Origin of the sequence: Geminicoccus sp. (assembly GCF_036263595.1) — a bacterium.
Taxonomy (GTDB): domain Bacteria; phylum Pseudomonadota; class Alphaproteobacteria; order Geminicoccales; family Geminicoccaceae; genus Geminicoccus.
Genome location: NZ_DATAGQ010000051.1, coordinates 1 through 14,763, shown reverse-complemented (window position 1 = coordinate 14,763; position 14,763 = coordinate 1). Strand labels below are relative to the sequence as shown.

At 63.4% G+C, this 14,763-nt stretch carries 12 protein-coding genes and 1 pseudogene; 6 read left to right on the top strand and 7 right to left on the bottom strand.

Annotation, left to right across the window (positions count from 1 at the left end):
• The first annotated feature begins 317 nt into the window (after nt 1-317).
• Entirely contained in the window at nt 318-944 is a 627-nt protein-coding gene (locus VHL31_RS04175; RefSeq protein ID WP_329659951.1) for a transposase, read from the top strand.
• Between the two features lie 166 nt (nt 945-1,110).
• On the opposite strand, the gene VHL31_RS04170 is transcribed toward VHL31_RS04175, so the two are convergent.
• The 3 genes from VHL31_RS04170 to VHL31_RS04160 all read right to left on the bottom strand — a co-directional run bounded on the left by VHL31_RS04170 (nt 1,111) and on the right by VHL31_RS04160 (nt 4,892).
• The gene (locus VHL31_RS04170) at nt 1,111-1,554 is read right to left on the bottom strand and encodes a BLUF domain-containing protein (protein ID WP_329659950.1); all 444 of its coding nucleotides are present in this window, start codon (nt 1,552-1,554) and stop codon (nt 1,111-1,113) included.
• Nucleotides 1,551-3,221: a putative bifunctional diguanylate cyclase/phosphodiesterase gene (locus VHL31_RS04165; protein ID WP_329659949.1), complete on the bottom strand. Its 1,671-nt coding sequence runs from the start codon at nt 3,219-3,221 to the stop codon at nt 1,551-1,553. The genes VHL31_RS04170 and VHL31_RS04165 overlap by 4 nt, the downstream gene beginning before the upstream one ends.
• A 171-nt stretch (nt 3,222-3,392) precedes the next feature.
• Complete coding sequence (locus VHL31_RS04160; protein WP_329659948.1) at nt 3,393-4,892, bottom strand: GMC oxidoreductase; 1,500 nt, start codon at nt 4,890-4,892, stop codon at nt 3,393-3,395.
• 60 nt (nt 4,893-4,952) lie between these two features.
• On the opposite strand from VHL31_RS04160, the gene VHL31_RS04155 reads away from it, so the two are divergent.
• The 4 genes from VHL31_RS04155 (at nt 4,953) to VHL31_RS04140 (ending at nt 10,442) form a co-directional block, all read left to right on the top strand.
• Nucleotides 4,953-5,870 (top strand): glycosyltransferase family 2 protein, encoded by a 918-nt coding sequence (locus VHL31_RS04155; protein WP_329659947.1) that lies wholly within the window; start codon nt 4,953-4,955, stop codon nt 5,868-5,870.
• Entirely contained in the window at nt 5,867-6,949 is a 1,083-nt protein-coding gene (locus tag VHL31_RS04150; protein WP_329659946.1) for an alkaline phosphatase family protein, read from the top strand. Before VHL31_RS04155 ends, VHL31_RS04150 begins: the two co-directional genes overlap by 4 nt.
• A 35-nt stretch (nt 6,950-6,984) precedes the next feature.
• Nucleotides 6,985-7,314, top strand: a complete 330-nt coding sequence (locus VHL31_RS04145) for a hypothetical protein (RefSeq protein WP_329659945.1) — start codon at nt 6,985-6,987, stop codon at nt 7,312-7,314.
• A gap of 716 nt (nt 7,315-8,030) precedes the next feature.
• Nucleotides 8,031-10,442 carry a PAS domain S-box protein gene (locus VHL31_RS04140; protein WP_329659944.1) on the top strand — a complete coding sequence of 804 codons (2,412 nt, stop codon included), beginning with the start codon at nt 8,031-8,033 and terminating at the stop codon, nt 10,440-10,442.
• 24 nt (nt 10,443-10,466) lie between these two features.
• Here the strand turns inward: VHL31_RS04140 and VHL31_RS04135 are convergent, their stop codons facing one another.
• Together VHL31_RS04135 and VHL31_RS04130 are read right to left on the bottom strand one after the other, a co-directional pair.
• On the bottom strand, nt 10,467-11,771 hold the full coding sequence (locus tag VHL31_RS04135) for an adenylosuccinate synthase (RefSeq protein WP_329659943.1): 1,305 nt from the start codon (nt 11,769-11,771) through the stop codon (nt 10,467-10,469).
• A 323-nt stretch (nt 11,772-12,094) separates the two neighbouring features.
• Entirely contained in the window at nt 12,095-12,835 is a 741-nt protein-coding gene (locus VHL31_RS04130; protein ID WP_329659942.1) for an SDR family oxidoreductase, read from the bottom strand.
• A 93-nt stretch (nt 12,836-12,928) separates the two neighbouring features.
• Here VHL31_RS04130 and VHL31_RS04125 point away from each other — a divergent pair, with 93 nt between their 5' ends.
• Entirely contained in the window at nt 12,929-13,540 is a 612-nt protein-coding gene (locus tag VHL31_RS04125; protein WP_329659941.1) for a TetR/AcrR family transcriptional regulator, read from the top strand.
• A gap of 60 nt (nt 13,541-13,600) precedes the next feature.
• On the opposite strand, the gene VHL31_RS04120 is transcribed toward VHL31_RS04125, so the two are convergent.
• Nucleotides 13,601-14,530, bottom strand: coding sequence for a hypothetical protein (locus VHL31_RS04120; RefSeq protein WP_329659940.1), 930 nt, complete (start codon nt 14,528-14,530; stop codon nt 13,601-13,603).
• Between the two features lie 125 nt (nt 14,531-14,655).
• Nucleotides 14,656-14,763: pseudogene (locus VHL31_RS04115) on the bottom strand (IS5/IS1182 family transposase); the annotation flags it as partial.

Sequence of the window (14,763 nt, the reverse complement as noted above, 5' to 3'; positions counted from 1 at the left end):
ACCTGTCGGCACAGGGATGATCAGCCCGAAGGCAACATCCTGCCAACACAGAGCCGCGGTCGTCGTCACCTCGCCGTACGACGCGGTCCGGCGAGACGCATTGGCCAGTAAATGGAGGTGTCCAGCTCCTTCATGGGCGTGCTCTGCCTCGCTGCAACTCTCGATTGGATCAAGAGCTAACGGGCCCTATTGGTCCGCTTGAGGATGGGTTGCTGGACGGATCTGGCCGTGGTGGAAGCTCGGGATGTGGACCCGAGCAAGCCGTAGCCGCCTGTCGGCTCTGCCGACATCTCTCCGAGGGATCGGGCTGAAGGCCGATGGCCGAGATTGCCCGCAAGACCAAGCGGTGTCCCGCTGATCTGACGGACGAGGAGTGGCGGCGGGTTCAGCCGCTGCTGCCCAAGGTGTCCAAGCGAGGGCGCAAGCCGGCGACGGACCTGCGGGAAGGGCTGAACGCGATCTGCACCATGCATGGCACGCAGCGGCGGTGGCTGGCGGATGCTGCCGAAGGACTTCCCGCCATCGCGACGCGATCCCTTGGAGAGACGGCAGCAGAGCTGACAGGGCCGACCTGTGTACTGGTGGTTCCGGCGCCTTGTGCGCCTGCCGCACGATCCGCGACGTGGTGCCGATGCTGGACCGGGAACGATCAGGGCGAGGAGCCAGCCCGTCCGGTGGCCAGGAAGGTGCTGGGCCGCAAGCGGCACATCGCGGTCGACACCGACGGCCGTCTCCTGATGGCCAACCTGCGTCAGCGCCGACATCTCGGACAGTGCTGGGGCTCGGACGAGCCTGGATGCCGTCCGCAACCGTTGGCCATGGCGGAGACATCTGTTAGCCGCTGGCGCCGCCTGGTGCGCGACTACGAGGCGCGGCTCGATGTGTCTGAAGCCTTCATCCACGTCGCCATGGGCAGCCTGCTTCTGCGCCGCATCAGCCACTGAGATCATTCTCAGACGGGCTATGAGGCGTCTCCACACCTCTGAGGAGACTGCCGCGAAACCCTGGCTCTGACCGTGCTGCTCTATCACCCGGCGCTTCACAGCCTCGATGGCGTTACGTCGGTGATCTGCCTGTACGGGAGTCACGTTTGCACTTCGCCGACCATACTTATTCGGCTGCTAGAATCGGTCCGGGTTGAAAAGCAACCAGCTCTTGTAGCAGTGCCACCAGATCCGGCGCAGACAGCCCGTCGTCGCCCGCCAGTGACAGGCTGATTGGCAGGGTTGGTGCGGTGGGTCCGCGGATGTCGACCGAAGCCATGCTCCAGCCTCCAAACAACCTCTGGTCGGCCCGCACCGCCTGCAGAACCACCACCCCAGCGTGACGTCGATCACGTTGGATCCGCTCGAATGTCACATGGATGGCAGCCGGCGGTCCCTCGAGTGCTTGGGCGAACAGAGTGTCACTGTGCATGAGCGCTCCGGTAATTCCCAAACGACTGTTGTTCGTCCGCGACGTCGCAAGGATCTGTTCAATCTCACCCAAAGGATCGGCGGCATCGACCACCATGTTGCGGCTGCAGTAGACGAGCCTGAACAAAACTCCCTTCACTGGACTGGCTCCTCCATCGCCGTAACAGCGGCACCGAGGCGCCGGATGAGGGTTGGGATGTCGTTCGCTCGGACTGCAGGACTGACCAGATAGCCTTGCATGTCGGTGCAGCCATCCGCACGCACGAGGGCCTCCTGCTCGACGGTCTCTACGCCCTCGGCCGTCGTCGTCATGCCCATGCTGGCGCCGAGCGCTGCGATGGCACGGATAGCGGCCACGGCTTGACTGCTGTGTGCAATGTCCCGGATGAACGACTGATCGATCTTCAGCTTGTGGAACGGGAACGAGCGCAGCTGGCTCAGTGAAGAGTATCCGGTTCCGAAATCGTCCATGCTCATGCGGATCCCAAGTTCACGCAATGCATGAAGGACCTGGAGGGCATCCTCCTGTTGGCACATCAGGGCGCTCTCGGTCACCTCGATCTCCAGGCGGCATCCAGGCAGGCCGGATTCGGCAAGTGCGGAGGCCGCCAGGCGCGGCAATCGATGTCGGTCAGCCAGCTGGCGCGCCGAAACATTGACGGCAACGGTCAGTTCATCCGGCCAGGATGCCGCATCGCGGCAGGCTGTGCGCAGCACCCACTCCCCGATTGGCACGATGGCGCCGATCTCCTCGGCGAGTGGGATGAACTGATCGGGAGGGACCAAGCCGAGTTTAGGGTGACGCCAGCGAAGCAATGCCTCAAAGCCGACAAGCTTGCGTTGCGCCAAGTTGACCTGGGGCTGGTAGTGCAACTCGAACTGACGCAAGACGAGTGCTCGGCGCAGCTCTGCTTCCAGGTTGCTGCGAGCGCGCGCACGTGCATCCATCCACCGCTCGAACTTGCGGACGGCGCCGCGGCCATCCGCCTTGGCCTGATAGAGTGCAAGGTCGGCAGCGCGCGCCAGCTCCGCCGCCGTGGCACCGTCCCTGGGGCCGATTGCGATGCCGATGCTGGCACCAACGGTCGCCACACGGTCCTCAATCAGATAGGGGCGACCGAGAAGGTCGACCAATCTGGCCCCTACGTCGTCGGCTTGGCCCGGTGCCGGCATCACCACGGCGAACTCGTCGCCTCCCAAGCGACTCACGATGTCCCGTTCGCGCACGGCAGCGCGCAATCGCTGTGCTGCCAGCTGCAGAAGGGCATCACCGATTGGGTGGCCATGAGTGTCATTCACCGCCTTGAAGCGATCCAGATCGATCATGAGGACCGCCACCTGCACTTTGTCCGATGCTCCGTCGAGCAGCGTGCTCAGGCTCTGACGGAACCAGAGCCGGTCAGAGAGACCGGTCAAGCTGTCGGTCTGTTCCGCAGGAAGCATGCTTCCATGCCGAATGTTGAGCTTCGCCAGGATCGCATCATCCTCGAGCAGGGTCAGGTCGACCTCCAGGGTATGATCACAGGGCAGGTCGATACGATGCGACCTCCGGAATCGACCTTGCTCTGATCCGGTGGATGCGGCCGTGCGCACCAGCATGCAAAAGGCTGAGCGGGTGGAATGGTCGAAGGCCGAGCTTCCTGCCATCATCGCTTCGATGATGTCGTCTGTGCGTCTGGGATAGGCGATGCCGAGGATCCGCGCGGCGGCCGTGTTGCAGAACAGTGTGCGGAAGTCCGAGGTGAAACCGATAAATCCCTCCGATGCCTGCTCCAGGGCAGCCTGCATGAATACAGTTTGGGGCAAGCACGTCTGCATCGGGGCGGCCGCTCGGATCTCGTCCTGCGGCCATAGCTAGCATCCAGCGATGAAGAGAACGTTAACTGCCGGAACAATGAGGTCGCTCTTCACCGGGTAGAAATCAGGGCGGAACGTCGGCCAGATGATGCGCCAGGCGGATGCTCAAGGTGATGGCCGTCAGCATCGGGTTGGCATGACCGCTCGTAGGGAAGACCGAGCCTCCGGCAACAACAGGTTGCCTACGCCGTGCACCCGGCCATTCCGGTCGACGACGCCTGTTTCGGGTCTGGCCGACATCCGGGTTGTTCCCATGTGGTGGCAGGCCGGGCGTAGCCGGTCGAAGACGGTGGCGTCTCGCGGCAGATGGTTCAGCCTGCCCAGTCCTTCCCGACGCAGATCTCCATCCAGCGCTGCCAGAATGGCTGACCAGCCAAGCCGGTCTGCATCCGAAAGCCGCCAGTCCAGACGTGCCTGGGGGCGACCGAGCGCATCGACGGTCCTCGACAAGGTGACCCGACTATCCGGATTGGGCAACTGCTCCAGCACCATGCTGACGGCAAGGCCAGCCGGCACGGGGTTAGAGGCATCTTCGGCCCGGCGCAGCGAGCGAGCAATCTGGCTGATCAGTTCCGGCGACGTCGTGATCATCCGCGCGAGAAGCCTATGGGATGGCTCCGGAAGATAGCCGGAGCTCAGGCCGTGGCGAAGGGCGATTGCCGCCAGCATTGCCCGGGTTCGCTTGATCGGGGCAGCAAGCTTGATGCAGCAATGGCTGCTGCCTGCCGCTGCAAGGAGAGCGGCACGTGGCATGAGCGCCAACTTGAAGGTGCTGTCACTCACCGACGTGCGGCGGGCATATGCCCGAAGCCCAGGTGCAGCGGGCGAAGGCGCGAAGGTCGCCACGTCGTCCAGATAGAGATGATCCATAAAGCAGCGGCCGATTTTATCATTGCCGAGATCTTCGGAAACGAGGAGCAGGCGCGCGTTCTCGATGCCTCCTGCCGCGAGTACGACCCGGCGCGCGCGCAGGACATGCTCCAGTCCTTGAAAGCTGCTGAACCTGACGGCGTCGACCGTGCGGGAGCCCGGGGCGACTTCCAGCCGGATGGCGGCCGCATGCAGGAGCACCCGGATGTTCCTCGCCTTGTCCAGCCGTGGACGATGCAGCCGCGTCAGATCCTTGGGCGCCGCATAGCGGAACAGACAGGTGCTGAAGCGCTCGGGATCGAGCGGAAGCGACTGTCGCTGCGCAAGAAGCATGTCGTGAGATTCAAATGGGCCAAAGCCCAGTCCGCAGAACGCGCAGGCTTCCGGCTCGAATGGCTTGAGGTCGGTGGCGCTGATCGGCCAGCCCGGGTGATCCAGCCATGGCCGCGGCGACAGGTCCTGGGCATCGTCAAGCGGCCGGCACTCACCGCCCCACCAGCCCGCAGTACCACCCAGGCGCGATTGTCGCGTCCAGTGCAGTGGAAGGCCCGGCTGGCCGCCATGTTCCCCGTGCAGCAGTTCTTGGCTTCGCCGCTCTTGATGAAGGCCGCCACACTCCAAGAGGCAGACGCGCACGCCGGTGCATGCAAAGCGGAGGGCCACGGCCATGCCGGCAGGTCCGCCGCCAATGATGCAGAGGTCGCTCTCGATGCATGTCGCACTCGACAGCCCACGAGCGTCCTCGATCATGGCAGCTACTCAAGCCTCCGGTTGCAGTGCAAGCTGCCACCTCGACGCTTGGAGCGAAGCATGGCCGAGGTGCTGCCGCCGACGTTTCAGGACGACGAACTGGTCGCAATCATCGTGTTGAACCATAATGGCCGCGAACTCCTCATGGCTTGCCTGGAAGCCGTCGGGCGATTGCATTGGCGACATGTGGTTACCGTAGTCGTCGACAATGCGTCGAGTGACGGCTCCGCCGACGCTGTCCGTTTGCAGTTTCCATCCGTCACGCTCATCGAGCAAACGTGCAACCTTGGTGTATCGGGTGGCCGGAATGCGGGCTTGGCCTGGGTGATGGCGCATCACCAGCCACACCATCTCCTGTTCATCGACAACGACACGCTCCTGGAGCCGGATACTGTCGGAGCGTTGGTTAGGGCGGCTCGCCATAGCAAGAACATCGGCATCGTCGCCGCCAAAGCGTACCGGCGCCCGGGCGACCGGAGGCTGGTTTCCGCAGGCGGGATGCGGTTCAACCCTTACCTCGGTGCCGCATGGGACGTCGGCTCGGAAGAACTGGCTTGCGGCCAGTACGACCAGCCGTGCAATACCGAAGCCTGCCCTGGCTCTGCATTCTTCGTTCGTGCCGGCTTGTTCGGCCTGATTGGCGGGTTTGACGAGGGTTTAAATCCATATGGCTGGGAAGATGTCGAGTTCTCCCTGCGTGCTCGCGCGGCAGCTTGGCGGATCGTCTACGCACCAGAGGCCGTGGTCTACCATCTGGGAGGGCGAGCGGGGCGGGGGCCGGTCGACACCTACGAGCAGCATAAGGCCCGCAACTTGCTGCGGATCCTGCGCCGCCACGCGACTGTCTTCCAGCTGATGTGCGTTGCCTTGTTGCTACCGCCTCGTGCCGCCCATCGCGTGGGCAAGGAGTTGGCTGGCGGCAACTGGCGGGTCGTCGGCGCCTGGATCATGGGTGTCATGAGGAGGGCAGGGCGATGAGCCGGCGCGTCATCGCCATCTGCATCGAGGTGGCAGGTCCGGATTGGATGGAGCGCTGGCTCGCCGAGGGCTGGATGCCGAACCTCGCTGCGCTCCGGATGAGCGGTGGCTGGACGATGCTGCGTTCCGTAGCCGACATATCCAGCGGCTCGATCTGGCCCAGCTTCACGACGGGTCTGATGCCGGCCCGGCACGGGCAGTTCTTCACGCACATGCAATTGGAGAGCGGTAGCTACCGGGTCGTGAAGAAGTATGCCGACGACCTCCCGGGGCCACCGTTCTGGGCCGCCTTGGCGCGTGCCGGGAAGAAGGCCGCCATCATCGATGTACCTCAGACAAGGCCCCTGGCCGGATTCGAGGGCGTCCACGTGATGGGCTGGGGTGGCGAGTATCCGGCTTGGCCGCGTTCGTCCCATCTACCAGCCCTCATGAACGACATCCTGGCGCGGTTCGGTCCCCATCCGCTGGCGGAAACGAGGCGAATCGCCAAACGGCCCGAAACATTGGCGGAATGTGCCCAGATCAAGGAGGACCTTCTGTGCGGGGTTCGCAGCAAGGCCGGGATTTCCCGGTTCGTGCTGGACCAGGGTCCCTTTGACCTGTTCCTGACGGTGTTCGCCGAACTGCACTGGGCGATGCACCTCCTTTGGGACACGCTCGATCCCTGTCATCCCGAGCATGATCCCGAGCGGGCCCGACGATATGCATCAACCTTCCGGGACGTGCTTGCCGAGATCGACGGATTTGTCGGTGAAGCCCGGGCAAGTTGCCCAGATGCCGACATCCTGGTGTTCTCACTCTCCGGGATGGGGCCGAACTTTAGCGGCTGGCATCTCCTGCCGGAGGTACTGAAGCGGCTAGCTGTGGGGCCGCCCGACACAGGATTAGCAAGGACGGCATCCCCGCTCTGCCGTTGGGGGCCGCATGCTTTGCGGCGGCTGGACTCCATGGTGCCGGCACGGTGGATCGAGGCGGTGAAGGCCGCGGTGCCCGACCGGCGCTGGGATCGGCTGACGCGGCGCCTGGACCGGAGTATGATGCCGTATGTGCTGAGATCGAAACGGCCCTTACGGAGCTGATCGAGGTCCGATCGGGCAAGCCAGCGATCCGGCAGGTGATCCGCACGCGCCAGGTTCATGCGGGGGAGTATCTGGATGATCTGCCGGACCTGATTGTGCTGTGGTCCGACAAAACCCGGCTGGAGAAGGTCTGGTCGGAGCGCCTGGGAGAAATCCATGTGCCGTCGCCCGAGCGCAGGTCAGGTGCCCACCGCAACACCGGCTTCCTGATGGCATCTGGACCGCATGTCGCCCGCGGCCAGATGACCAACGAGGCGAGGCTGGTCGATCTCGCGCCGACGATTCTGGCGCTGCTCCAACTCACGCCGGTGGCAGAATTCGATGGGCAGGCGCTCGGCTCGCTTTTGTGCGATGCAACTTCCTGAGGCGTTCGGAAAGTTCGGCCACGCTACCGCATCCCGCGAGGCTCAGCTGGTAGGCGAGGAGCAGTCGCCAGGATAGCCGCACCATCAAGAAGATGTCGCAGGATGACGCAGACGACCGGCACGAACTGGCTCGATAGACGCCGGGAGCCATGGCTACCGCCGAGCCTGCGCACGGGGCGACGAACGTGCCGCCGCGCCGTCGTCCTCAAGGGCAGGCGTGCTATGACGCGCTTTGCCATCCAGACCCGCAACAGGCGGCTCCGGGCAGCGACATAGGCTGGCAATGCTGCCAAGCCAAGCCGCTAACCAGGATGGACCAGATCCATGCCGCATCACGGTGATCCCCCAGCAGCAATGGCAGGGTCAGCAAGGCGATCAGGCTACAGACGGTGATGTCGGGCAGGCGGCTTCAAGATGCTTCTTCCCGGAAGCCGACCTGCGCCGGCAGTGGGAGCATGATCATGCACAACACCATCTCCACAAGCGACTCGCTCTTCCGTCGCTTGGCAGGATCTGCAGCGGCTGCGTCAGTATCATCCCGCCTGCGGTGCGGCATCAGCTTGCTCCTGTAACTTCGATGTACTGAGATAGGCAACATCAAAGTTGCTGTGCGTATACAGTACTCAACCAATAGGCTGTGCGGGCTCCGATGCGTTGGTGGCGAGCCTACCGGGCATCGTGTCCTGCTACGAGGTGCGGCAGAGTGATGACGCGTCGTGAGTAATCAGTTTGCCGTCGCCGATGGCGACGATCACGGGCTTCCTGACGATCGGAGCCTGCTCTGCCGGATCATCGAGCAGGCAGCAGTAGGCATGCTCCTGGTCGGGCCAGACATGCGCTGGATCTACGTGAATCCAGTGTTCTGTGCACTGATCGGCTACAGCCGGGACGAGTGCATCGGCATGACGGTCCGGCAGATCATGCATCCGGACGACCTCCCCCAGACACTGGTTGATGTGGAGCAGATGTATGATGGCAGGATCGATTCGTTCCGACGGGAGCGCCGCTATGTTCGCAAGGATGGGAGCGTCGTCTGGGTGACGATCAGCGTCAGCAGGCTGGGCGCTGGCAGCAAGGCCCAGCCGCCCTGCCACCTGGTCCAGGTTATCGACGTCGGCGGCTATAAGCAGGCATCCGCGGCCCTGGAAGCCAAGAACCGCGAGAACACGATCTACCGGGCGATGATCGAGGCCCTGCCGGACTTGATCTTCGCCAAGGATCTGGATTGCAGATTCCTCGCCGGTAACGCTGCCACGGCGTGCTTCATGGAGGCTGACAATGTCGATCAGTTGATCGGGCGGACGGACAGCAGCTTCTATCCCGCCGACGTCGCTAAACGTCTGCGCGACGACGAAGAGGCCTTCTTCACGGGCGGGCAGACGGTCGTGGTAGAGCAGGTCATCCAGCGCCGCGATGGCCGCCACTATGTGCTTCAATCAACCAAGTCGCTCCTGGTCGACGAGACGGGACGAACCATCGGCTATGTCGGCCATGGCCGGGACATCACGCGGGAAAAGGAGCGCGAGGACGCGCTGGAAGAAGCATACAAGCAACTGCAGGCACAGAACGAAGAGCTGGAAGAGGCGCGACAGTTGGCCGAACAGGCCAGTCTCGCCAAGTCTCAGTTCCTGGCGTCGATGAGCCACGAGATCCGGACACCGATGACGAGCGTGCTGGGCATGGCCGATCTTCTAGCCACCGAGGATCTCAATCCCACGCAGCGGCGGTACATCGAGACAATCCGGCGGTCCGGAAACCACCTGCTCAGCATCATCAACGACATCCTCGATTTTTCGCGCATCGAGGCGGGACGGTTGGAGCTGGAGCATATCCACTTCAAGCCGCTGGATCTTCTGGAGCAGGTTCACGCGCTGATGCTGCCGCAGGCGACCGAACGGGCGCTGGAACTGCGGATCGGCGCGCGTGCCCAGCCTTCGCTGGTGGTCAAGGGCGATCCTACGCGGCTGCGTCAGGTGCTGGTGAACCTCACTGGAAATGCCCTGAAATTCACCTCGAACGGGCATGTGACGGTGTCGATCGAGGAGCAGCCGGCACCGAACGGATGGTCGCGGCTGCGGATCGAGGTCACCGATACGGGCATCGGGATTCCGGAGGAGCGGCAGGCTGGGCTGTTCGAAGCCTTCGTGCAGGCGGACAGCTCGATCAGTCGGCATTATGGCGGGAGTGGCCTCGGCCTAGCGATCTGCAAGCGGCTCGTCGGCGCCATGGGTGGCACGATCGGAGTCCGGAGCCGGCCAGGCATCGGAAGCACGTTCTGGTTCGAGCTGCCGATGCCGCTCGGCGACGTCCGGATGGCGGCCGAGCGCGAGGCCATCTGGTCCACCGAGATGCTGCCACTGCGGGTCCTGGTGGTCGACGATGTGGCAGTGAACCGGGAATTGCTGGCGGAGATGTTGCGGCGGTCAGGGCACCGGGTCGAACAGGCGGAACATGGGGCCGACGCGGTCGCACAGGTGACCCGTGGCGGCTTCGACGTCGTCCTGATGGACGTCCAGATGCCTGTGATGAACGGGATCGAGGCGACGCGCCTCATCCGCGAGCTGCCACCGCCAATCGGCACCATCCCTGTCTTTGCACTGACGGCCAACGTCATGGAGAGCGAGCAGGAGCGTTATCTCGCGGCCGGCATGAACGCCTGCCTCACCAAGCCCATCGTATGGGAGCAGCTGTATGCGGCCCTCGCCTCGATCAGCCACGGTCAGCGTGCCGAGAGCGGTCTGGAGGCTGCTGCAGGGAAAGCCCCGGCCAAGCCCTACCCCACCGATGCCGCCGGCGAGCAGCCGCTGGTCGATCGTGGCAGGATCGACGCGATGGCATCCCGGATGCCACCTGCGATGTTCCACGCCATGGTGACCCGTGCGGTCGAGGGTGCACGGGAGAGCTGCCAGCGCCTGCGGGACGTCTGCGGCGATGCCGAGGCATTGACCAAGGAGGCGCACCGCCTGCGCGGCACCGCCGGCACCTTTGGCCTGACCCGGGTATCCTCCCTGGCTGGCGCCATCGAGGATCAACTCAGGCGGGGTGGGACGGATGTCGGTGCCGCCCTGTGCAGCCTCGAAGCAGCGCTCGAGGAGAGCAGGACGGTGCTGGCACGCTACATCGATTGACGCGCTGCCCCGTTGGTCGATGCCTCAGTCCGCGAAGGGATCGGTGACCAGGATGGTATCGTCGCGGTCCGGGCTGGTCGACAGGAGGGCCGCCGGAGCTTCCACCAGCTCTTCCAGCCGCTTCACGTACTTGATCGCCGCGGCGGGCAGCTGGGCGAAGCTGCGGGCACCGGCCGTGCTCTCGTCCCAGCCCTCCATCTCCTCGAAGATCGGCTGGACGGCGGCCTGCGCGGCGGGGTTAGCCGGTAGGTGGTGCAGGATCTGGCCGTTCAGGCTGTAGGCGGTGCAGACCTTGAGGGTCTTCAGGCCGTCCAGCACGTCGAGCTTGGTGAGCGCCAGGCCATGGATGCCGCCGACCTTGACCGCCTGGCGCACCATGACCGCGTCGAACCAGCCGCAGCGGCGCGGGCGGCCGGTGACGGTGCCGAACTCGTGGCCACGCTCGCCCAGGCGCTTGCCGATCTCGTCGAACAGCTCGGTCGGGAACGGGCCGGAGCCGACCCGGGTCGTATAGGCCTTGCAGATGCCCAGCACGTAGCCGACCGCGTCGGGCCCGAGGCCCGAACCGGTGGCGGCCATGCCGGACATGGTGTTGGAAGAGGTGACGTAGGGGTAGGTGCCATGGTCCACGTCGAGCATGGCGCCCTGGGCACCCTCGAACAGGATCCGGCGGCCGTTGCGCTTGAGCTCGGCCAGGCGCAGCCAGACCGGTTCGGAGAAGGGCAGGAGCTTCGGGGCCAGGCTGTTCAGGGCTGCCAGCAGGGCGTCCGGCTCGATCTCGGCGATGCCCAGGCCCCGGCGCAGCGCGTTGTGATGGAGGAGGAGGTCGTGAACCTTGCCTTCCAGCAGCACGCGGTCGGTGAGATCGCAGACGCGGATGGCCCGCCTTGCGACCTTGTCCTCGTAGGCGGGTCCGATGCCGCGGCCGGTCGTGCCGATCTTGCCGGCACCGATGTTCGAGGCGGCGCGGGCCTGCTCGCGCGCCTGGTCCAGCTCGGCATGAAGCGGCAGGATCAGGGAGGCGTTCTCGGCCAGCCGCAGCGTCTCCGGCTTGATCGCCACGCCCTGCTCGCGCAGGCGGTCGATCTCGGCCAGCAGCGCCCAGGGGTCCACCACCACGCCATTGCCGATGATCGACAGCTTCTGGCGCACCACGCCCGAGGGCAGGAGGGAGAGCTTGTAGGTCTTGCCCTCGACGACGAGCGTGTGGCCGGCATTGTGGCCGCCCTGGAAGCGGACGACGACATCGGCCCGCTCGGAGAGCCAATCGACGATCTTCCCTTTGCCCTCGTCGCCCCACTGGGCGCCGATCACGGCAACGTTGGCCATCTCACGCGTTTCCCGACGTTCTTGACGGCAGGCTGGTAGCGCAGGTGGGGCGTGGGTGCCAGCTTGGATGGAGCCTGATGGCCGGTTTCAGCGCGAACATGCGCGTCGAAAACTTGCTAAGCCATTGAACGGGCCGATGTCCTTGGGTTCGTTCATGCAATACGAACATGCGGTGTGCAGTTCCCCGCCGGACGGCCTTGCCTGGGGCCGATCGGCTCGATCCTAGCACGAACCGAGATGGCAGGCGTAGGGCTCAAGTCGATCGGCGGGACCGCGCTCGTCGACCATGCTCTGTCTGCAGTCGAGCCGTTCGGAACAGTGGGTCAGGCCGCGAAGCCGCCATCGATCAGGAGGCTGGCGCCGGTGACGTAGCCGGCTTCGGGTCCGGCCAGATAGGCGACCATGGCGGCGATCTCGCTGGGCTGGCCGTGGCGGGGCAGGGCCATCCAGCCGTGCTGAATCTCGGCGGCAGGTCCGTCGGCGGGGTTCATGTCCGTGTCGACCGGTCCTGGCTGCACGTTGTTCACCGTGATGCCGCGCGGGCCGAGATCGCGGGCGAGGCCACGGGTGAGGCCGGTGATCGCGGCCTTGCTCATGGCATAGGGTCCCATGCCGGCAGCCGGCGTGCGCTCGGAGACGCAGCTGCCGATCGTGACGATCCGGCCGCCCTCCGGCATGTGCCTGACGGCCTCCTGGATGGCCACGAACACGCTGCGGATGTTGACGGCGACCATCCGGTCGAAGGCCTCGATGGAAAGCTCGTCCAGGCTTCCGGCCTCGTAGACCCCGGCACTGTTCACGAGGACATCCAGCTTGCCGAAGGCCTGGACCGCCTGCCGGACGGCGGACGTCACCGCATCGGCGTCGGTCGCATCGGCCTGGATCGGCAGCAACTTGCCGCCCTCGGCTTCCATCTCCCGGGCCAGCGCTTCCGCCTTTTCCCTGGACGAGACGTAGGTGAAGGCCACGGCGGCACCGTCCTGGACCAGCCGCCGGACGATGGCGGCACCGATGCCGCGCGAGCCTCCGGTCACGAGCGCCACCTTACCCTGCAATGCCGACATTGCCAGATTCTCCTCATATATGGAACGTTCGTTCCAATCGAGGCTGGGATAGATTGCAGCGTGCAGACGGTCAAGATTTTTGGAACGATCGTTATGAAAGCCGCTGAACCCCGGCGCCGTGGCAGGCCGTCCAGCTTCGACCGCGAGCAGGCGCTCGATGGTGCCATGCGGCTGTTCTGGCAGCGCGGCTACGAGGGCACGTCGATGGACGAGCTGATCCGCGTGATGGGCCTCAGCCCCTCCAGCCTGTATGCAGCCTTCGGCAACAAGCAGCAGCTCTACCAGGCGGCGATCGAGCGCTATGCCGCCGGGCCGGGCAGCTTTGCCGAGCAGATCCTGGCCGCCGAGCACACGGCACGGGCCGGCATGGAGCGCCTTCTGCAGGTGGCGGCGGCCGAGCTGACCAAGCCCGACCGGCCGATCGGCTGCATGGTGGCGCTGGCGCTCACGCACGGCTCGGCCGACATCGAGCCGCTCCAGGCGATGATGACGGAGCGGCGGGCGCAGTCGCGGCGGATCATGGAGGAGCGGATCGCGGCTGGCGTGCGGGCGGGGGAACTGCCGGCGGACACGGATGTGCCGGCGTTGGCGCGAATGTTCTCGGCCGTGTTCCACGGCATGTCGATCCAGGCGCGGGACGGGGCGAGGCGGGAGGAACTGGAGGCGGTGGCCCGGGTGGCAATGGGGGCTTGGCCGGCACGTTAAGCAAGTCCAACAAATTTTGACGAGCGGGGGCTGAATGTGTTAACTGAAAACAATAAGAAGTCATTGCCCGTCAACTAGTAACCTGCTGATATCCGGGCGCTGCTGAATGAATTCTTGAAAAAACACTCTAAATTCTTCCTTGAAACTGAAGGAAAATCCGCCATCGTAGTGTGAAATATTCAAGTCATGGCAATCAAAACGACTGATGCTTGCTCTCGACAACGAATTCCCGTCAGATACCCAAATATGATGTATATTTATATCAATTGACATCGGCGGGATAAGCATTTCATCGGAAGCTACTTCGTTGGAATGGTCAAAAAAACCCTCAACAACACTAACGGTATTCTCCTTGAAAACTTCTGGAATTGCACCGTCTGGAAAAAGATCCGCTACCAAAGCAGGAAACATTATGCGCCCTATTATCAATCGATTCTGCTGATAGTTTTGTGTTATTATACCAGGTAGTAACCTTGTCGTAGTAATGATGCTGCCATTTAAAGCGGCCATCCAGTTAAAGTAAGTGATACTTGAGGCTAGAACGATGCGAGGCTCTTCCCCTTCTGGCCATTGGGTATAAGCGATCTCATAGCCGCCGCCGAAGCCATCTAATGAAGGTGATGCAATTTCATTTGCTTGAAAAGCTGAAATGAACGGTAAAACTGCAGCAAGTGCACGCTGCTTTGAATTTGATAAAGTGGCGTCGTAGTGCATTGTCTGCGGAATGAAATCCATCAAGAGTTTCTTGAGAGCAGTGCCTCCACTGCCTGCTGCATACACCTCTTCAGCTAGAGGTGAATCTAATTTCTCTCCATTCAAGTGAAAGCATCTTAAAGAACCGTCTTTACCTACAAAGATGCCCACTATGCCGATATCTTCTGTTGATTCAGGCCATTCTCTATGGAACCGCTCTAAGTCGTCAAAATCTACTTCTGTTTCTAATCCACGTAAGAAATCGCCAAGATCTATTACATACCTGCGTGCAGCCAACGCTTGTCCTGCCCAAGCAACGGCTACTCTGCGGTGTACAGCATAAAGCTTGCGTTTTATACCATGTACCCAGCCAAATGAGTCGCGGTGGCCTGACTGACTGTCCGCAAAGTGGCTGGAGGAGGTTATGCGAGGCGTCGAAGCATGATGCGGCTCATGGCGGTGTGGATCATGGCGAGGCCCGTTTCAGGCAGGCGCTCGTAGTCGCGAGCAAGGCGACGAGAGCGAGACAG